The sequence below is a fragment of the Staphylococcus delphini genome (assembly GCF_900636325.1).
Lineage (GTDB): Bacteria > Bacillota > Bacilli > Staphylococcales > Staphylococcaceae > Staphylococcus > Staphylococcus delphini.
Map to the genome: position 1 here is coordinate 1109374 of NZ_LR134263.1, position 20108 is coordinate 1129481.

The 20108-nt window shown below is 31.8% G+C and carries 27 protein-coding genes; 26 read left to right on the plus strand and 1 reads right to left on the minus strand.

The features are described 5' to 3' along the window. Nucleotides 1-6 precede the first annotated feature (6 nt). From EL101_RS05080 to EL101_RS05105, 6 genes are all read left to right on the plus strand, one after another. Nucleotides 7-321 carry a hypothetical protein gene (locus EL101_RS05080; protein ID WP_096597494.1) on the plus strand — a complete coding sequence of 105 codons (315 nt, stop codon included), beginning with the start codon at nucleotides 7-9 and terminating at the stop codon, nucleotides 319-321. After that, nucleotides 290-931, plus strand: a complete 642-nt coding sequence (locus EL101_RS05085) for a hypothetical protein (RefSeq protein ID WP_096597492.1) — start codon at nucleotides 290-292, stop codon at nucleotides 929-931. Before EL101_RS05080 ends, EL101_RS05085 begins: the two co-directional genes overlap by 32 nt. Before the next feature lie 24 nt (nucleotides 932-955). Next, nucleotides 956-1228 (plus strand): hypothetical protein, encoded by a 273-nt coding sequence (locus EL101_RS05090; RefSeq protein WP_096597490.1) that lies wholly within the window; start codon nucleotides 956-958, stop codon nucleotides 1226-1228. A gap of 113 nt (nucleotides 1229-1341) precedes the next feature. Next, nucleotides 1342-1911, plus strand: coding sequence for a hypothetical protein (locus tag EL101_RS05095; RefSeq protein ID WP_096597488.1), 570 nt, complete (start codon nucleotides 1342-1344; stop codon nucleotides 1909-1911). 20 nt (nucleotides 1912-1931) lie between these two features. Beyond that, entirely contained in the window at nucleotides 1932-2483 is a 552-nt protein-coding gene (locus EL101_RS05100; RefSeq protein WP_096597486.1) for a hypothetical protein, read from the plus strand. 2 nt (nucleotides 2484-2485) lie between these two features. After that, nucleotides 2486-2761 carry a hypothetical protein gene (locus EL101_RS05105; protein WP_096597484.1) on the plus strand — a complete coding sequence of 92 codons (276 nt, stop codon included), beginning with the start codon at nucleotides 2486-2488 and terminating at the stop codon, nucleotides 2759-2761. Nucleotides 2762-2800: 39 nt separating this feature from the next. On the opposite strand, the gene EL101_RS05110 is transcribed toward EL101_RS05105, so the two are convergent. Next, a complete protein-coding gene (locus tag EL101_RS05110) occupies nucleotides 2801-3154 on the minus strand; it encodes a hypothetical protein (protein WP_096597482.1) in 354 nt (117 codons plus the stop codon). A gap of 640 nt (nucleotides 3155-3794) precedes the next feature. Here EL101_RS05110 and EL101_RS05115 point away from each other — a divergent pair. From EL101_RS05115 to EL101_RS13225, 20 genes are all read left to right on the plus strand, one after another. Then, a complete protein-coding gene (locus EL101_RS05115) occupies nucleotides 3795-4847 on the plus strand; it encodes a tyrosine-type recombinase/integrase (RefSeq protein ID WP_096597480.1) in 1053 nt (350 codons plus the stop codon). A gap of 251 nt (nucleotides 4848-5098) precedes the next feature. Next, complete coding sequence (locus tag EL101_RS05120; RefSeq protein ID WP_096597478.1) at nucleotides 5099-6391, plus strand: ParB N-terminal domain-containing protein; 1293 nt, start codon at nucleotides 5099-5101, stop codon at nucleotides 6389-6391. Next, the gene (locus EL101_RS05125; protein ID WP_096597476.1) at nucleotides 6391-7404 is read left to right on the plus strand and encodes a phage lytic cycle repressor MrpR family protein; all 1014 of its coding nucleotides are present in this window, start codon (nucleotides 6391-6393) and stop codon (nucleotides 7402-7404) included. The genes EL101_RS05120 and EL101_RS05125 overlap by 1 nt, the downstream gene beginning before the upstream one ends. A gap of 147 nt (nucleotides 7405-7551) precedes the next feature. Then, entirely contained in the window at nucleotides 7552-7794 is a 243-nt protein-coding gene (locus tag EL101_RS05130) for a hypothetical protein (protein ID WP_096597474.1), read from the plus strand. Nucleotides 7795-7821: 27 nt separating this feature from the next. Further along, entirely contained in the window at nucleotides 7822-8295 is a 474-nt protein-coding gene (locus EL101_RS05135; RefSeq protein WP_096597472.1) for a hypothetical protein, read from the plus strand. Between the two features lie 13 nt (nucleotides 8296-8308). After that, nucleotides 8309-8944 carry a hypothetical protein gene (locus EL101_RS05140; RefSeq protein WP_096597470.1) on the plus strand — a complete coding sequence of 212 codons (636 nt, stop codon included), beginning with the start codon at nucleotides 8309-8311 and terminating at the stop codon, nucleotides 8942-8944. A gap of 46 nt (nucleotides 8945-8990) precedes the next feature. After that, a complete protein-coding gene (locus EL101_RS05145; RefSeq protein ID WP_096597468.1) occupies nucleotides 8991-9941 on the plus strand; it encodes a hypothetical protein in 951 nt (316 codons plus the stop codon). A 91-nt stretch (nucleotides 9942-10032) separates the two neighbouring features. Continuing rightward, entirely contained in the window at nucleotides 10033-11133 is a 1101-nt protein-coding gene (locus EL101_RS05150; protein ID WP_096597466.1) for a hypothetical protein, read from the plus strand. A 13-nt stretch (nucleotides 11134-11146) separates the two neighbouring features. Continuing rightward, complete coding sequence (locus tag EL101_RS05155; protein ID WP_096597464.1) at nucleotides 11147-12121, plus strand: ATP-binding protein; 975 nt, start codon at nucleotides 11147-11149, stop codon at nucleotides 12119-12121. 70 nt (nucleotides 12122-12191) lie between these two features. Continuing rightward, nucleotides 12192-12686 (plus strand): hypothetical protein, encoded by a 495-nt coding sequence (locus EL101_RS05160; RefSeq protein ID WP_096597462.1) that lies wholly within the window; start codon nucleotides 12192-12194, stop codon nucleotides 12684-12686. Between the two features lie 13 nt (nucleotides 12687-12699). After that, a complete protein-coding gene (locus tag EL101_RS05165; RefSeq protein ID WP_096597460.1) occupies nucleotides 12700-14259 on the plus strand; it encodes a DnaB-like helicase C-terminal domain-containing protein in 1560 nt (519 codons plus the stop codon). A 14-nt stretch (nucleotides 14260-14273) separates the two neighbouring features. Continuing rightward, entirely contained in the window at nucleotides 14274-15389 is a 1116-nt protein-coding gene (locus tag EL101_RS05170) for a hypothetical protein (RefSeq protein WP_096597458.1), read from the plus strand. Beyond that, nucleotides 15386-17140, plus strand: a complete 1755-nt coding sequence (locus EL101_RS05175; protein ID WP_096597456.1) for a DHH family phosphoesterase — start codon at nucleotides 15386-15388, stop codon at nucleotides 17138-17140. The genes EL101_RS05170 and EL101_RS05175 overlap by 4 nt, the downstream gene beginning before the upstream one ends. A gap of 347 nt (nucleotides 17141-17487) precedes the next feature. Then, a complete protein-coding gene (locus EL101_RS05180) occupies nucleotides 17488-17901 on the plus strand; it encodes a hypothetical protein (protein WP_096597454.1) in 414 nt (137 codons plus the stop codon). Continuing rightward, a complete protein-coding gene (locus EL101_RS05185; protein WP_096597452.1) occupies nucleotides 17891-18304 on the plus strand; it encodes a hypothetical protein in 414 nt (137 codons plus the stop codon). The genes EL101_RS05180 and EL101_RS05185 overlap by 11 nt, the downstream gene beginning before the upstream one ends. Before the next feature lie 55 nt (nucleotides 18305-18359). Next, nucleotides 18360-18686, plus strand: coding sequence for a hypothetical protein (locus EL101_RS05190; protein WP_096597450.1), 327 nt, complete (start codon nucleotides 18360-18362; stop codon nucleotides 18684-18686). Between the two features lie 98 nt (nucleotides 18687-18784). Continuing rightward, nucleotides 18785-19012 (plus strand): hypothetical protein, encoded by a 228-nt coding sequence (locus tag EL101_RS05195; RefSeq protein WP_096597448.1) that lies wholly within the window; start codon nucleotides 18785-18787, stop codon nucleotides 19010-19012. A 20-nt stretch (nucleotides 19013-19032) separates the two neighbouring features. Beyond that, complete coding sequence (locus tag EL101_RS05200) at nucleotides 19033-19587, plus strand: hypothetical protein (RefSeq protein WP_096597446.1); 555 nt, start codon at nucleotides 19033-19035, stop codon at nucleotides 19585-19587. Nucleotides 19588-19592: 5 nt separating this feature from the next. Then, entirely contained in the window at nucleotides 19593-19922 is a 330-nt protein-coding gene (locus EL101_RS05205) for a hypothetical protein (protein WP_096597444.1), read from the plus strand. Between the two features lie 6 nt (nucleotides 19923-19928). Continuing rightward, nucleotides 19929-20075, plus strand: a complete 147-nt coding sequence (locus tag EL101_RS13225) for a hypothetical protein (RefSeq protein WP_164715569.1) — start codon at nucleotides 19929-19931, stop codon at nucleotides 20073-20075. The last annotated feature ends 33 nt before the right edge of the window (nucleotides 20076-20108 follow it).

Consider the following 20108-nt stretch of genomic DNA (forward strand, 5'->3'; position numbering starts at 1 on the left):
TTTGAAATGAAATTAGTACAAAATTTTAAAATTGGTGTTAATGTCGAAATAATCGACATTAACAATTATCTTGAATTTGCAGAGCACTATAACGTACCTCGATTAAGCGAAGAATATTTGAAAAATACAGTTTTTACTATTGTTAATGAAGAGGTTTTATATAAAGAATTTGACGCAAGCGACGAACCATTTGACGTTAAACAATTTGAGTTAATGGACGAAAAAGGTTACAAATTAGCGTTAATGTTAGACGATTGGGCGCTTGTTAAAGCTGAGGAGGAAATGAAAAATGGAATTAAAGACAATTACAAAACACGCTAAAAAGATAACAAAAAACACAAAAAATCGAATTTTAAAGTATATGCACCTTAACGATAATCTTATTGATTTTACAGACGGTCATAGACTTGTGAGAATAAACCATCAACATGAATATAACAATATGCTAATCAATCCTAAAAACGAAAATGATAAGAGTAGAAGCGAATACCCTTATAATTTTCCTAATTTTGAAAACGTAATTCCGAAAGATGACGACGTAAAAAATGTTATTATTTTTATTGATGGTGAAATCAATATCATTTTAAACGTACTTAAATTATTTAAAAATTTAAAAGTTAAATTAGTACAATTAGAATTGAATGAAAATGATAATTATTTATTGACTGCTTACTCAGGGAATGATGAAGAAGCGCAACGTTTAGAATTGTCATATACTTTCTATAACAAAAAAATAGATAATAATGATGTGAAAAAGATTGTTCTAAATACAGAATACTTGTTAAACGCTTTTGAGTTTCTAAAAGATTTTGACAAAGCTAATAATGAAGATTTTTATTGTTTAAATCTTTATGGTAGAATTCAACCAATAAAAATTACTGACAAAAGCAACACTTTTGATTATGTAATTATGCCGATTAGGGCAGTTTAAAATAAAATAAAGGAGCAGACCAAAATGAATCAACAATTAAAATTAGTCGTTTACGAAATATTATCAGAAATGGGATACATTCAAAAAAATTTAATATATGTGCAAGACATTATAAAATATAATGATGTTGAAATTGAAAGAATGATAGACGCTTTTTTTAAACTTCACGATTTGGAAGAAATCCGCCAGCTTGATGAAAAGGAAAAAATAAACGGCGGTAAATGGGCTTATATCGTTACACAAAAAACTGGTTACCAAAACTATTTACTTGCCGACATTTTAAGTGTCGAGGCTTAAAAATTAAAAGGTTAGAATTTTAAAGGTTAGGTTATTCCTTATGTGCTTATCAAATTTTAAAAGTAAGCGCATAAGGAATAATAAAAATTACTATGTGTTAGGAGTATCAAAAAATGAAAAGAATGGAAAGGCACAATCTTGATTTGCTAGAACAAATAGAAACAGAAAACCGTTATTTTTTGAAATGGGACTATTATACAGACAGTTTTAATAATAAAGACAGCCATACCGTCGAATTTGCTGAAATTGAAAAATTAAAAAATGGTACCTATAAATTATCAATAAAATGCAAAACTTTTTATAGTCCTTTAGAAATCAAGTATATTATGTATAATTATCTCGAAGCTGATACAGTAGTATTTAAAACAAAAGAATTTGAAGATTTTTACAGTTTACGCTCATGGCTGAAAAATGAAAAACACATGCTAGAAATGGATTCACTCGACTATAAAAACAGTTTTTTGCATCTTTTTGATGAATCAGAAAGAATAAGCAGAATATTAATTAATGTTGTCAGCGCTTTAAATGTTGGGTTACCTTATCCATTTTACTATTATAAGCATGAAAAGGACTTAAAAGATAAATTGGTGTATGACGTAAAAAAACGATACGGCGATTTGTGCACGTACCGAATTGAAAAAGAAAATGTATATGATGAAGATTATTGTATAACATTTTATTAATTTAAAAAGGTGAAATTAAAGTGGAAGATAAAAAATATATTAAAATTGAAAAAGATGAAAACAATAAATTTTATTATGAAGTGTCTTATTTAACTGATTATTATGGAGAACTTGAAATCGCAAAAAGTAGTTTCTTTTTTAAAGATGTTTTAACTCCAACACGTTTAAACGAATTTGAAAATGAACTGAAAAATGCTTATTTTGATACTGAGGAGGTAGACACAAACGAAACGTATACAACATATACGTTGTATGATTTAATTAAAAAAATGGGAATGTTTGAGGAAGAACCCAAAACATATTTTGACATGATGTTGAAATCAAATGAAATAATTAATAATGAGGTACGTCAGCACAGTGATGTTGACAAGTACGATGTACAATTTTTTGAAAGCGAAAGAGAATTTGAAGATGTTGAATGTTTTGAATCAGAATTCCCAAACGTCAATTATAGCAAACCAATTTTTGTTATTAGTTATATTGAAAATGGCGGACTTATCAAAGTTTTAAACGCAAGTAAAGTAAAATCATATAAAGATTTAACAAATATTATTGAAGATGGAGGGTGCTAAGAATGAAAAATAATAATAAATCTTATGTAATCGAAATGTATCAAACAAATGAAAGTGTTAATATTGTGACGCAAGAGGGTAATATGTTTTTTAGTTATGACATTCCGAATGAATATTTACAAAATGAAAGTGATGTTGATAATTTAATGCTGTATGTTCGTGATAAAGAGTTAAATTTCAAATTTTTAGGAGAGGAGGAGCAGACATCAGACAACATCGAATATTATACATTTAATGATGTTGAGGATACTTTGAAATATTATTTAAAAAATAAGTGAATTTAATAATTGGATAAATTAGAATTAAAAGGCGGTCAATTACGACCGTCTTTTTTTATATTCTTGAAACAGTTCGAGCATCACACCATCACGCTGAAATATGTCTTGATACAATTTTTCATATACGTTCAACATTCTTCTGTCTGTTTCGACTTCTTCAGACGTCCCCAGAACGTCATAAATGCTTGCTATATCTTCATGAAAATATTTTTGAGCAATTTTGGCAAATTCATTTAATGCTTGTTTATCGGCTTGCTGATACGCTTTATTAACATCAGTAATATTAAATTTTATCAACTCATTAATAATATGGTCAATTGTTGTATTATCTTGCTTTGTGAGTTGATTCAAGTAACTGAAATTATCATCATCGATGTTTATTATTACTTTCATGTTGCACCTCCTTTTCAAACAGAAATATGACTAATCATGATTATACATCATTGTGTGAGCAGCTACACGACAGAATGATATTGTGAATTGATTTTGTTTTAAAAAATTGGGATTAAATTACTGAAAATGTGGCAATATTGTGGCAAAATTTAACGATAAAATACTGATTTTATTGCAATTATGACCCCTTATAAAGCCCGTCATAGCGCCGTTTACAGTGGGTAGTACCTACCCACACGAAATAGAAAGAGCGTTGAAAGGCGTCGTATAGGCGTCGTGTGTGCATTTTTTATTTTATCCGAAACTTTTAACCTTTTTGGTTGATAGATGACAACCACATACACCAGCCACAACAAACAACAATTTCACAACATGGGAGGTATGACAAAAAAATATAAAGACAAACACTTTGGGGGTTAGTATGGTTGAATAAAAAACGCTATATAACAGGCGACTTTAAAATCTACAGGGAGTTTTCATTCTCGAATTTTTCGACAAAAATTTACTATATAACAGGGTGTAAAACTTCTGCATGGAATTTATCAAAAAAGACTTGTTATCTTTAAAGAAATAAATTATAATAAAGTTAAGATAAATAAAACGAACGAACACAAAAAAACAAAGGAATGGAGAGGAAAAGATGACAGCGAGTGTTATAAGATTAGAAAATCATATTATGAGTAGTAAAAGTGTAACTAATAGTGTCATGAGTTTAGTTAATGAATTTGCTAATGAAGCGGGAGCTAATTCACAAAGCACTAAGTTAGCTTACTTAAATGATTTAAAACAATATCTTAGCAAAGTCTTTGGAAGCGAGAATATTAAAGTAGACTTAGTCGTTTACACTATGAGCAGAAAACAGTTAATTCAGTATAGAAGTGTTTTAATTGATAATAAATTAAAGCCAAGTACTATTAATCGTAAAATGTCGGCTATAATCGAATTCGCAAAATTCCTATACAACAGCGGGTATGAAATTGACCTCGTGGGTATTAACAACATTGCAAAATTAAAAACATCTAAAAATTCATATGAAGTATTGAGCTATGATGAAGCGCTTGAGTTTATCAATTGGTTTAAAGAGAATGAGAAAGAGAAAGCAATTGAGAAATACTATTACACTGCTTTAGCGTTTGACACTGGAGTACGTGCCGAAGCATTAAACAATATCACTCCTCAATCATTTATCTGGAAGAAAGAAGAAGTTGTATTAAAAGGCGTAGATAAAGGAAAGAAACAATTTATTAAAAGTTTATCATTAGAATTCGCATCGGCGATGTTTAGCGATTTGCATTTAGATAAGGAATCTACTGAGTCAATCTTCAATTTTTCTAGTGAAGTCAGATATAAAATGATGAAGCGGGCTAAAAAGGCTCTAGGATATGAAAATAGAAATATTACTTTTCACAGTTTCAAAAAAGGGGCAGTAAACTACGCCTATGAAGCTACAAAAGATATTCAAGTAGCTAGACAAGTGGGCAATCATGCGAATATCAACACTACTCAAATTTATCTTGAAGACAATAAGCAAGTGTTTCAAGGTGCTATATCAAATAAACAGAAAATTGATACGGCTGACATTAGATTTTCTGATTACAGTAAAACTGAGTTAATTGAGGCATTAGGTAATTTACCAGAAGCAACACAATCTATGTTGAAAAAAGAATTAGCTTCATTAACGCAAATAAAATAAATTATACGAAAAATTGCATAGACAATAATTGTATTTTGTGGTTAAATGTAAGTAGTGAGTTAAAATATGCTCAGCTTGACTTTTAATTTGAATTCACTATCAACTGTTGAAACTACGATTTAAATCGATAGGTTTCAACTAATAGATGCTTGTGTTTTTAAAAATCGAAAAAACAAATTAAACAAAACAGAGAAACCAAAAAATAAAAATCGATAAATCAAAAAGTAAAAATGACAAAAAGGAGGGAAAGCATGAATAATAAATTCAAGGCTTTTAAAGAGGTTATTACACTTCTGAAAAATCAAGACACTAGTAAATCAATTAATAAAATTGCCAGTGAAATGGAAAGAAAGTATAGAGTCCCTAGTGGTATCACACATTCTTTCTTGAATCGTGAATTAGACGATAACTTTTTCGATACTACTGACATTCGACTAATTTCATTATTCATTTTAGAAAGTTTTAAAATATTGGGGCATGAAGATAGTATACAGGAGTATCTAACAGCCGGAGAAATTAATGAAGCAAAACAGTTTGATTTTCATGCATTCTTAGAGCAAGACAAAATTACTTTCCCGTATGATTTTCAACCGGTTGTTAAGGTAAACAATGTGTATAGCACAAAAATAAGTGTTAAGCAAATTGCAGAATTTGTTGATTCTAAAGTAATCAATTATAACTTTGACATTCAACGAGAATCAAAATTGGAAAAACGAATTGGAAAAATTATTAGAAAGCCAATGTTAAACCAAAAGAACATTAGTGAGATGGAAAAGTTGCTTTTAGAAGATGGATTAAAAGAAAGTACACTTTTCTTTAATGCCGCTCCTATGACAAGTGTGAGTGGTGATGAATTAATTTATGACCCAGAAAGTTATACATTAACGATTACTGAGGGAACTAGACTAGATGTTATCGATGGTTTCCACCGAGTTTTAGCAGCACAAAATGCTTATCGTGAGAACCCGACTATCAATTTTGAATTCAATGTGGTGTTTAGTAACTTTACTACAGCTGAAGCTATCAAATGGCAAGCGCAACACAGTAAGGCGACTCCGTGGTCAAAGAACAGAGTAGCTGAGTTACAACAAGAATCTGGAGGCGCCAAAGTTGTTAAGGCAATAAAAGATAAAGATGTTGTGTTTGAAGGTGTTATTAAAACTACAAGTAGCACAACAGGTGGTGGTTCAATAGCTTTTTCTGAACTAAGCAAGTATATTGATGAATTATTTACTGTAGAAACTAGGAGAGACCAAGTAAGTACAGCTCAAGAAGTTTCAGAAGTGATTTTGGCATACTTAGACTTGCGAGAAATCAATAAAACCTTTAATACTCGTGCCTACATTTACGCTTTCCTTAAAAACTATGTCGAAAGCGGTTTAACAATTAAAGAATTTTTAAATGAAACTCACAAGGTGGCTAATTATCTAAAAGATAACGAGGTCAATTTCAGAATCGAAGTGGCAAACCAAAGTGTTAAGAAAGTGCAAATTGAAGCAACCAACAATATAAAAACCTTGTTTGAGAAAGCGAGAGTGGAATAATGTTTTACAATAGTTTGTATAAGAGACAGTTTTTACAATCTTTAGAGCGTGAAAACGAAATAAGAGTGTATACTGCATTATTCAATAACAGCAGTAAAGTAGAGCAACAATTCGATACTGATTTGTATAACTTTACAACTTCTGAAATAGAAATTTTGCTTTATAATATCTATTCCTCCAGTAAAAACACTTTACTAACTTATTTAACATTTGCTAAAAAGTATACTGATTACGCTATCGAGAGAGGAGATAGATTATCTAACATTAATTTGTTCAGAATGTTTACGTACGATAAGATTGATAAGTTTGTATATAAACATAAACAAAAGTTTTTCACGTACGAGAAATTCCTACTACATGTTAGTAGCTTCTATAATGCTAGCGATAGAGCATTAGTTTCAGCAATCTTTCATGGCATTTCTGGGGCGGCTTATAGCGAACTAATCAATCTAACCATCGATGATATTAAAGAAGCTAGAAGTAATCCAACACATGTCGCTGGTGATGAACAATATTATAAATTGAGGCTTTTAAACGATAAGAAAGGTGAAACAATTGAGCGCTATATTGAAGTGCCAGAGGTTTTGTTAGATGATATGGAAAAATCATATAGAGCTACAATCTATTACACCAAGAACGGTGACCCTAGTTCTAGAAGACCTGCAAAAGACATAATAGGCGGAAATCATATTTTTAGAAATGTCGAGTTTACTGACACCACAACAGAACAAATTGATAAGCAAGTAGTATATAGACGAATGAAAGTCCTACAAGACTTAACTAACAATTACATTTCAAGTGTTACTAACGTAATTGATTCTGGTATATTGCACTATATGTATTTACTATCAGAAAACGGAAAATTAGATTACATGAAAATAGAAAAAGTGATGAGAAGATATAGTAAACACATTTATGAAAAGTCACTACCATATACAATCGCTAGGTTTATCAAACAATATCAAGATGCTTTACAAGATTTATATGGAGTAGTAATAGTGAATAAGCCCTAAAAAATTATTAGGGCAAATCAAAGGAAATAAATTAATAAAAAGTGTTGACGTAATTCCAATTTGATAGTATAATCATATTTGTGGTTGTATTATGAAATTGTAATTACTCAGATTACAAGAAATAAATTAATCGAAAGGGGAAATGTTTTGGCTCATTACAGTGTTAGAATTACACGAGACAAATCTTTTAAGAAATTGAAAGATAAAGAGCTCGAAGCAATTAAGAAAGAAGCAATAGAAAGTGTGTACGAGTTGATTAAGAAACACATTATCGCTCACAATTTGAGTAAAGATGGAGGAAATTCAACCGTTATCGAGTTTGATATTGATGTTAATACTCCTCCAGTTACACGTGACAAAGAGTATACAACTATTATTGAATTACTTTGATTCTATTATGATGAAAGGAAAAAGAATATGGATTTAAAGACATTGAACGTTTTTGTAGAAAGTGACGCTTTTGATTTTGCTGGTGACGCTTTTAACTTCTTGCTAGAGATGCGAGAAAAAGCATTAAACGAGCTAAAGTTACTACTTGAGAAAGAATTAGCGATTGAAAATGTTAAAGATTCTGAGGAATTGTATCTCTTAGAAGACGACATTTACGACATTGTCGGTGAAGATGAGATAGAAACTGGTTTGATTGGCAGTGATGTTGAGGAAATTGCCGATGTTGAAGAAGTTGTTGATGTACCTAACCACACACGTTATGACACAACTCTTTCTTCTAAGATTGAGAAGTTTAAAGATTTTGTTGCGTATGCTGATTCTGTCATTAGCAAGAATGGTGTACATAACTTTACGACTAACGACCCAGTAAACGAAATTATTAGTGAGTTTAAAAAGATAACAGCTGTTGATTATGGTAATTTTACTGTGCTGAAGAAATAAGGAGAGGGTAGAGTTGAATTATTTAATTATTAAGCCTAAGCAATCAAACAGATTTATTGAAGTTTCAGTTAAATCAGTTAGTAATCCTGATACTTTTATTCAACAAGAAATTGGAGCGCCGGCGTTAGCAAGACAAGTTGGTGACTATACTGTTTGGATTGCAGACCCACAAGAAGTTGTGCTAGATGAAGAGGGGTTAGCGTTTAAGGGTACGAGATTATCTAACGTTACACCTAACATGCTAATCAACGAGTTTGAAGTTGCTTATGGTAACGTTGTTGTTACATCTAATTACAAAGTGACTTCTAACAAATATTCTGGTTTAAATGAACAGGATATTGCTAATGTGATGAACGCACTATTAAACTCGAATTCAACTCTAGTTGATTTCAAAGGTTCACAAGTCACAATTGATTGTTTGAATGATGCTTTCTTAGCACCTAACGGAATCACAATTGACTATTATGATGAGCCAGTTATCGATAGTTTAGGGTATGAAAAAGAAAAAGCATTGTCTGATTCATTTGAACATAAAGAACGTTATAGCGATGAATTATTTGAGCAAAAGTTTGTTCCAACGAATACAAACGAATACTTGAAGAATTCTTTAAATAATGAGAAGTTACAAGAGAAATTGAAGAAGTTATAATCTTAAAATCAATAAAAATAAATTAAAATACATAGGAGAGAATAATATGGCTGAAAACAAACGATATGAGAACAAAGTAACGGTAGTAGGAGAACTTAAAGAGTTAGAGGTACGAGAAATCACAACTAAAAAAGGTGTCCCAATGAAAATGGCAAACATCTCTGTACAAGTTGGTAAAGGTGAAGTACATAAAGCTAGAATGTCAGCTATGGAATACTATGAAAACGATGGTAAAAAGGAAGAGAACAAGGCTTATAAAGCTATTGAGACTATGCAAGATGAATATGTAAGTCTTAAAGACATTGCTGAGAAAAACTTACAAGGCGTTAGTCCAACTGTTATTGGTATTAATGGACATATTGAAAACAATGTGTATCAAGGACGTGACGGTAAATTAGTGGAGATGCCAACAATTCAAGCTAATTTTGTATCTCGACGTAATGTTGAAAAAGAAGATTATGGTGCTGAATTTATCTTCCAAACATTTGCTTTATCAAGTGCCACTCGAGTTACTAATAAAGAGGGGGACGAAACAGATAGCGTACGTTTCAAAGTAGCAGCTATTCATCGTGGCATGGCTCAACCGTTTGAAGTTCAAGCGACTGATGAATATGGTGTTGCTGAATGGTTAGAAGATAATCTTGAAAAAGGTATGACATTAACTATTAATGGTCAATGGATTAATAAATATATTCTAAAACAAGTAGAACGTCCTAATCCAGCCGGCATCGGTAAACCAATCGTAGATACTAAACGTGAAATTGAAAACCGTATTTTAGTTGAAGGTGTCACTCCGGTAGAAGATGAAGAATCAGTTGATTACATTACTACTGATGAAATGAAAGACGCTATGAAGAAATATGAAGACTATAAAGTAGAGCGTCAATCAGCTTCACAAGAGAAGAAAAAGCAAGAGGTTAAAAAAGGAGTTAATATTGTTAAGAAATCTACGGCGGCAAGTACTCCGGCTTTAACAGATGAAGATTTACCTTTTTAATATCAAGAAATAAATTAATTGATGTTATGTGTAGATTGTAGCAAGGTGAGATAATTCTTGCCTTGCTGATATTAAAGGAGACAGAGGAGAATTGGTATCAGAAATACAATTAAAGATAAATAAGTTGAAAGAGAAGCGTATTCAAGACGACTTAGAAGAATATGGAAAAAAATTCTTTGTATTAAAGAAAAAGGGAAATGGTTACTTTGCTAGTGATAAACAAAAAGAATTTATCATCAACACTTATTCAAAGAAGTATGAAAACGCAAAATCAATTAGCAAAAGATTTGGTATAAGCTCTAGTTGGATTAATGCAAGATTAAGACAATGGGGAATATCTATTAAATCCTCAAAAGAGTTACTTCAATTACATAGTTATAATGAGGATTATTTTGAGATGATTGATTCAGAAGAGAAGGCTTATTGGTTAGGAATGTTATATGCCGATGGAACACTTACTTATAACAAGATAGGTAAAGATGGTAAGGTCAAGAATAGATTAAAACTAGCTTTACAAGGTGCCGATAGAGAACATTTAAAATTATTTGCTAAACACATAGAGCTTGAACATTATAATCCCAAGACATATTACACGACAGTGGGCGAGAAAGAATATTCTTATTGTGAATTGGTGGTTTCTTCTACAAAAATGATAGAAGATTTGATTGATAAAGGAATGATTCCTACAAACAATAATATTGGCAAAGAAAAGAAGGAATTGATACGTTTTCCTGACGAAACTCAAGTCCCTAAACATTTGTTACATCATTTTGTAAGAGGATATTTTGATGGTGACGGTTCGTTGACTAGGATTAGAAACAAAGGAAAATATGTGGATTCTCAACATTACACTTTCAAATTTGTTTCTAACAAGACTTTTTGTGAACAACTTAAAGAGTTTTTTAAACTTGATGAGTTGAACGGATACAATAGGAATGTTTCTAACATATACAAAGCAAAAAATAAGAAATATATACATACTTTTGAATGCGGTGGTAATCATAGAGTGTTTCATATATATAATTTGATGTACCAAAACGCAACAATTTATTTACATAGAAAGAATAAGAGAATTAAAGAGTTTTTAAGTTATTATCAAGAAAATAATTTAATTGACAAATTAGATACATATCGACCAAAGCATTGGAGTAAACGAATTAATAACAAAACAAATAAAATAATTTTTAACTAGGAGAGATTTATACATGTCATTAGATATTTTTAACCCAACTATTTCAGTAATTCCGAAAGGTTTAGAAGGTAAGTCGTTTTTATTATACGGTCAAAACTCATCAGGTAAAACTAAACAAGCAGCCGCAATGAGTAAACCATTCTATTTAGGTTTCGAGAAAGGGTTGAATGCTATTTCTGGTATTCCTTTTCACTATGTAACTAAGTGGTCAGATTTCAAAAAGATTAATAAGCAATTAACTGGCAAAGATGTTAAAAAAGCTCGTGAAGCATACAGTACAATCATTTTTGATACAGTTGACATTGCCGCTATTTATTGCCAAAGATATGTGGCTAATCAACACGGTGCGGCTGATGTGGCAAGCGGCAACGGAGGTTATGGATTGTGGCAACAATACAAGGAAGAATTTTGGGGAGAAATTGATAAATTAACTTCAGTTGGATACACGGTCGTATTTATCGGACATGAAAAAGTGGACGAAAATGGCAAAATCATTCCAGCAGGTGATATTCGTTCAATGGGTACTGTACGTGATTTAGCTGATATTGTTGTGTACTTAAAAACAAACGGAGTAGATGACGAGGGTAATGTTATCTTGTCTACTGGATATGTACGTGAGACTGACGAATACTTTGCACGCTCCCGCTTTGACTTAATGCCTAATATGATTGAACCATTTACAGCTGAAAACCTTGAAGAAGCGGTACGTATTGGTGTAGAACGTGCCGAACAAGCAGGTGGTAAAGCAGTTACATATGAGGAATTTGTTGAAAATACAAGTTCTGAAGAATTAAACTTCGGTGAGTTACAAGAAAAATTAATTGGTTTAGGAAAAGCGTATATGGAAGCTGGGCGTTTAGAAGAATTTACTGAGTTAATGGACGATACTTTTGGTGAGGGTACTAGGGTACATGAACTGAAAGAAAAACAAACAGAAGCAATGGCTGTTATTGTTGATGACTTAACAGACAAATTAAAGTCTGAATAAACATTCTTAAAGTCTCAGTGGTATCGCTACGCTGCTGAGACTTACTCCTAAATGTAAGTTGGTGAACTAAATGGCTAACGTTAAATGCCCATACTGTGAACAACAAGATAGCAAAGAAAACATGATTAAAGTTGGTAGAAGATACTGGCATGAAACTTGTAGAGAACAATTTATTAACGAGCAGAACGAAGAAGAAAAACGCAAATTACAAGACAAAGAAGAATATAAAGAGTTAATTGAGTATGTGTGTGCTTTATTTAATACCGATAAACCATCTGGATTTGTATTAAAACAAATTCAAACATATCATAATAAACCTTACGGATACAGATACAAAGCAATTAAGATGGCTCTAGAATATTTCTTTGATATAAAAAACAATTCTACTAGAAACTCTAAAGGTATCGGTATTCTTCCGTATATTTATGATGAAGCGGCAGACTTTTATCGTAATCTAGTGAGAATACAAAACACAGAAGTAAAAAACAAAGAAGAAGTTAAAGAAGTTGTCGTTAAAAAAGTGAAAAAGAATAAAAAGAGAAAGTTTGATTTGAATGAATTGTAGAGGAAGTGGATAGATGGACTTGTTTCCTAACTCAAACGTATGTAGCGCTTTAGCTTGCTTGATGAAAAAGCCTACGTTGATTGAGGAGAGCAAAATAAAATTAGAAAAAAATGATTTTATAGCTAAGGGTGAGAGTAAGTTTTACTATATTATTTACTCAGCAATAGCTAATTTGTTCATGGACGGTATGAGAGAGGAAGTTACTCCCGCAGCAGTTGATGAATTTTTAAGTCATTATGACGAACCATATAAGATATTCACACAAAACGACGGTGTTGAATTTTTATATAATGTTATTTCAACATTAGGAAGCCCAGATTCTTATCATCGACATGCAACACGAATTCGTAAGTTTACTATTTTAAGAGAAGCAGTAAATTTAGGGTTTGGTCTTGAAGATGTTTATGAAACGTCAGATGATGATGAAGAGAACACAGCGTTACAAAATAGATTTGAACATTTAAGTGTCGATGACATTATAGAGCATTATGAAAGAATTGTGAATGAGTTTGCTAGTAAGTTTAAAATCGGTTATGAGACTGAAGGAGGAGTTGCTGGTGAAAATGGTTTACAGTTGTTCAATAGCTTTAAAGAAGAGCCACAATACGGGGTTTCAACTTGTGGGAAACTGCAAAACAAGATATTCAGAGGACAATTATTAGGTGCTTCAATGTTACGCTCAGCTTCCACCAATACCTTTAAATCACGTACATCTTTAGGAGAAGCCACTGATTTAGCAATCACAAAATGGTACAACTGGAAAACAGGTGAGTGGGAAAGTAAAGGCACATCTGAGAAAGTGTTATACATAACTACCGAGATGGAGCAAGAGGAATTAGAGCCGACAATTTGGGCTTATATTAGTGGTGTACCAGAAGAACGTATTAAGGATTATAACTTATCACCAGAAGAAGTGAGAGTTATTGAAGAATCAATTCAAGAGTTAAACGACTGTAAATCATTTTACATCGAGTACATTCCACAATTTGAGCCAACAACAATCAACGCAATCATTAAGAAGTACGTAACTCAATATAATGTTGAATATGTATTTTTTGATTACATTCACTTAAATTTCCAAGTAATGATGGAAATGGCGAGCAAAACTCGTGGCATGACTACCCGTGAAGATATGATTTTAGGTATCTTTGCAGCCGGATTAGCCGAAATTGCAAAAGAACATAACGTGCACCTTTCAACTTCTACACAGGTTAATGGCGAAGCGGTGCATAGCAAGAAATTAGACCAAAACGTATTACGTGGTGCCAAGAATATGGCAGACAAATTTACAAAAGGTATTGTTATGACTAGACCGACGAGCGAAGATGACAAGATTATAGAAGCAATTATGGGTAAGTTAAAAGGTGTAAACAAGAAGCCTAATATGATTTGGCACATCTATAAGAATCGTCACTCAAAATATAAAGGTAAACTATATCTTTACGTTGACTTCGATACTATGCGAATGGAAGATTTGTTTATGACTGATGATAGAGATGAGTTTATGGAAGTTACACCACTTGAATTATTGGTTCAAGAGGAAGAAAAAGAAGAAGAAACACTACCATTTTAAAGTGGTGACATAAAATGTTCGATAAAGATAAATTCAAAGAAACATTAAGCATAGAAGAAATTCAGAAAGTACTTACATATTATGGGGCTAGTCACCACGTTAATACGAAAGGTGAAATAGTTTCCGAGACAATTTGCCACAATAGAGCTGGTGGTTCACATAAGCTATATTATTATCCAGACACACATACTTTTTATTGTTACACACATTGTGGTGCATTTGATATATACGATTTAATTATTAAAGTCAATAAAACTCGAGGAAGTAAAATTGACTTTAATCAAGCGATAAAAATTTTAGGAGAGATATTAGGAAGAAAGATTGACTTTAGTAGAAAAGTTAAAGGTGTTCAACTTGAGGTCAAACTTATCGATGATTGGGCTTGGCTGAATAGACTCAAGCCTAAAACTCAATTTATTCCTGATTTAAACATAATTAACAAAAGTATAATGAAGTATTTTGACGAAATGTATCCGAGCGCTTGGGTAGAAGAGGGCATAAGCCTTGAAACTATGGAAAAATACGGGATTAGGTTTTACCCTGAAATGAACCAAACTATTATCCCTCACCTCGATGGTGAGGGAAATCTGATTGGCATACGTAGTCGAAACTGGCGTAAAGACTTAATAAAGAAAGCTAAGTATATTCCCACCTACATTGGTGAGAGAGGTTTCAATCACCCGTTAGGTTATGCATTGTACGGTTTGTTTCAAAACAAGGAGGCTATTAAAAAGAAAAAGAAAGTCATGATTGTTGAGGGAGAAAAATCATGCTTATTTTCTGACACTTTTTATGGTGATAACAATTTTGTGGTAGCAATTTGTGGCTCAAATATGAGTAGGTACCAAGCTAATTTGTTACTAGATTTACAAGTTGAGGAAGTAATCATAGCAATGGATAAAGAATACATGATTGTTGATTCTCCTGACTATGATGAATATATGAAGAAGATAAGAAAGATAGCGAAATTATTCGCTCCTTACTGTACAACGTATCATTTAACTGATACTAAAAATAGATTGTGGCTTAAAGAGAGTCCATTAGATTTAAATAAAGAAGAATTAGAGTTAATGATGAAAGAAGATAAACATTTAATAACACTGAAAGACTTAGAGGAGACACAAACATGAAAGTAAAATTAAAAAATGATGTTAGTGTTGACAATAATATCGAACAGGTGTTAATGAACAGGGGGATTAAGAGTAACTTAATAAAGAGTTATCTTAGCCCCCAAAGTCATTTAATGCCAGATTACAGCAAACTAAAAAATATTGAAGCGGCTATCGAGCTATTGAATAAACACGTTAAAAATAAAAGTAAAATTGCATTAACTGTAGACGTTGACATGGACGGCTTAACAAGTGCTGGGATTATTTATAAATATTTAGTGAATTACATTGAATATGATAAAGAGTTAATTAAATTAATCATGCCTAAAGGAAAAATACATGGAATTCTCGTTGACAGAGTTTTAAATGAGATTGAGTCTGGTGACTTATTAATTGTAACAGACGCTGGTTCAAGCGACTTTAAAGAACATAGACAGTTATACGAGCAAGGAATTAATTGTGTTGTGGTTGACCACCATCTAGCATCAGAAGAAGAAACGCCAGCCATAATCGTAAACAATCAGTTATCACCTGAGTTTGAAAACAAAGGGCTAACTGGCTCAGCTATGACGTATCTTTTTTGCACTGCATATAGCGATAAATATGAATTAAAAGAACCAAAAGAATTACTAGATTTAGCAGCTATTGGTTTGGTTGCTGATAGAGCTGACTTTTCTGTTGACTTAGGCGCTTACTATATAATGAGAAGTGGGCTAAAGAAACAAAATATTCATAGCAAATTATTGAAAAAGGTTATTGAAAAGAACGGAAATATGGAAGAAGATGCTGATTTGAACGCTACTGATATTAGTTTTAACGTTGCACCAATTTTTAACTCAGTGTTTCGTATGGGCAAGCCTGAGGAAGTAGAGCAGGTTATTCATGGAATGTGTGAGTTTGATTACGAGATATATAACTCAAGAAAGAAGATAAATCAAAGCATTATTGAAGAAGCATATCTTAGAGCCATGTCAGTAAAACGTCGTCAAAAGAAACAAGAAGACGAAGTTATGGAAAAAATTAAGGAACGTATTAATGAGAAAGGTTCTGACAAGTTCAAAATCTTAATTGTTAATGCTAATGGTATTATTGAAGATAATGGATTAACCGGCTTAGTAGCTATGAAATTAGTGAGAGAGTACAATAAACCAGTGTTATTGGTTAAACAAAAAGGAGAATTATTTAAAGGTTCGGCACGTAATTTATCCAACTCGCCAATAAAAGATTTAAATAAGTTTTTAACTGACACAGGGAAGTTTATTTGTAGAGGTCATGCAAATGCGTTTGGCGTCGAGTTTGAACTGAATGATGCATTAGAAATACAGACAATTATTGAGTCTGAGTTAATTGATGTTGATTTTGATGATGTAGAATACGAGGTTGATTTTATTTGGTCAAACTTTGTAGATATGAATGTTATTCTTGATTTAGCAGAGCAGAAAGATATGTGGTGCAATGGCATTGACGAGCCGCTTATCTATCTAAAGAATATTTACATGAAGAAAAGTGATTTCAATTTTATTGGTAAGACTGGTAGTACTCTAAAATTGCAAGTACAAGGCGTAGATTGTATCAAGTTTAGAATTTCGGAAGATGAAAAGAGTGAAATCGCACTTGCTGATGACACTGTGTTTATCGATATGGTATGCACAGCTAGTGTAAACAGCTATAAAGGCAGAAATACACCACAGTTGATGATTGAAGATTTTACAATTAAGTCGGCACAAGAACAAGTAGGTAGTGCATTATGCTTAGATGATTTACCATTTTAAAAATAAATTAATAAAAACGTTGACAAAGAAAAAATGTTGATATATAATTTAGTCATAAGGTAAAAACAGGAGATAAACAATGAGTAATCATTGGTTTGTGTTGATAATCTCACCTTATCAATATTCTCGAATGATTAGTCTTTAATAATTAAATTTAGTCTAATAGGGATTAACTCCCTATACGCTCATGCACATAGTTTGTGGTATTATTGATACACAGGTGCAATTCCTGTATGTGAGCCCCAAAACACATAGTAAATGTAATCAGGCGTTTAGTATTTCTAACCTTATACTAGACGCCAACTTTTAAAAGAATAGAAATAAATTAATATATAAGAGGTATAAAAATGGATAAGGATACAAAATTCTATAAAACGCATAATTCATTTAATTTAAGAAACGAGCATTTTGAAAGATTGGTGCGGTTGAGTAAATTACATAACCAGAACAGAAAAGCGTTTGCACCAGAATTAAGAGATTCCGTTACTTTCAAAGAAGCGGAGATTATCTTCAAACTCCCGCCCAATACCATAACTAGAGATTTCAGTCGAGGTTTAGTGAATCAAAATAGAATTAGAAAAAGTGCGGGAGTCTGGTTAATTTCACTCAGAGAAGCAAAAAAACTTTACGAGAACTACTGGAGTAGACGAGCACGTGTGAATAATAGTCATCTATACTCTTCGTTAGACGGTGTTAAAATGAGTGAGACAGAATATTACATTAAGCAAGGAACTGAAAGGGAGGAAGAAAATGAATATTAACATTAATAAGAAAGTAAGGCTATCAGAGTTATTGGAGATTGCTTGGGAAGAAGATTTTAGCGAACGTACATTTGTAGGAAACGAGAAAACAAAGGTTTATTTTGATTCGGACGGCTATGTTACCGTAAGTCAAAAGTTTACGTCTGAGGAAGAGTTTGATGTAACAACAAGCAAATCAGTTGATAAAGATACAATTCTTAATCGAGTCGATATTGTGATTAATAATAGCGGCGTAGGAAATAAAGCAGAATCATTAGGAAAATTAATTACAATCACACAAAGCAATGTGTCTATTAACGGTGTGTTGAATAATAATCCTAATGTGACTTCGATTATTTATACTGATGACAGAGGGATTGCTACAACAATCTGGAGTTTTGAAGAAGAAAAAGAAATAAATTAATTTATATTGACAAGTAGAGTGGATAATAGAAAACAAAATTGGGAGTTGATTAGAAATGGAAGTACTAATTGAACATTATGTGACGTTCGGGAAGTGGGATTCTGAAACTTTGGTTGAGGAGTATGTAACAGATGATTCCGAAGAAACTCGTAAAGAGATTGTTGAAGATATAAACTACAGTTGGTGTTTTCAGAAAGACAATTTTATTAATGGAGAAATTGATATGGTTGATTACGAAAGAGACGGAGGAGATTGGGACGAACCAACAGGTGGTTATATAAAAGTAACTTCATATCAAGATAAGCTAGAAGAATTGCAAAATCAATTTGATAGAGACCTTGCAAGGTTGAAAGGACAATTTGGAGTTTTTGAAAAATCATGAAAAATAAATTAATTGATAAGGAGTGGTGGTATGAGTGAGAAAAGTCGTTATTGGGATAAGAAAGATATTTTAGAACGTGTAAAAGAGGCGTTAGGACGATGAGTAAATCTTACAAGAATACAATTTTTATCACAACGTTAGATGACAAAAACGAAGAAATTATATCGGCAATCAGAGATGTGCAAAAAGTTGAATGGAATGATACTTTGCTTAGACTTTTTATTACATATAAAGATGGCGATACCCAATTATTCTTTTTAGACCACTTTAAAGAAAGTTTACTAAGTTTACAATTCGGCAGTGATATTAAGTTTAATGAGTATTAAGGAATACGAGGAGAATAATTATGGTAAAGATTTATATTATCGAAGAACAAATAACTGAGTATGTTTTTAATGAATATGACGATTTTGATACAACTTATTACAACAATGTTATTGGTTACACTGATTCTTTGAAAGAAGCAGAGTTTATTAGAGATAATTACGGTACTGATTATAAAATCGTTATAAACGAATATCCTTATTTAAACAAAGAGATACTTATCGAAAAACAACGATACTATAAATACTGGTTTAATATTGAGTTGAAAAGAGTTGGTGGGCATTTTCGTATATATGAAGTGGGTAAAGTTGAGAAAGAGAAAATTTTCAATAATGAAAAAAAAGATATTAAATTCAATGAATTAAATTTACAATGTTCTGACGATACTTATTTTAATAAAAATAAAATTTCAGTTTATGCAAAACTATACTTACTGGGAGAAAATGAGGAAGCGTTTGTGCACCTGAAAAAAGACAGTTTAGTGCAAAAGATTCAATTTCTCTTAAAGCATAGTATGAAAGCTGATATACAAAGTAAAAAAGAAATTATGAAAGCTATTGAAAAGTTAGGAGAGTAAATAATATGAAACAAGTTATGACAGGACGTGGCACAGGTAAGACAGAACAAACAGTTTTGATGATGCAAGAGAATAAAAAGTTATATACAATTTTACCAACGTATCATTACAGATTACCTATTCGTCATACGTGTAAGAAGCTAGAACTGACAGAAGTAGAAACTAGAGAAATACTAGATAGAACGGTAACACTTGATGAACTACTGGAGCATGACTTCCCTGTAGATTCACAAATTCATATTGAGGAAGCAGACGCAGTGTTACGAAGTCTGTTAAGAATTCAGTTTAATACAATGACAACAAGCCATTGGTCTGTACAAAAATTTGAGGAGTAAAGATAAATGCCAGATAGCGAAGAAACTTACTACGTAATTGAAATTGGTTTTGACATTTTTGGTAGAGAAAATAAGAGAGTATATAATTCATATTCAAAGAAAGAAGTAGCAGAAGATGTTGCTGATAGATTAAACGCTAGTTGTTTTAACTGAGGCGAAAATTATTTCATAGTGATGAGCGCTAAG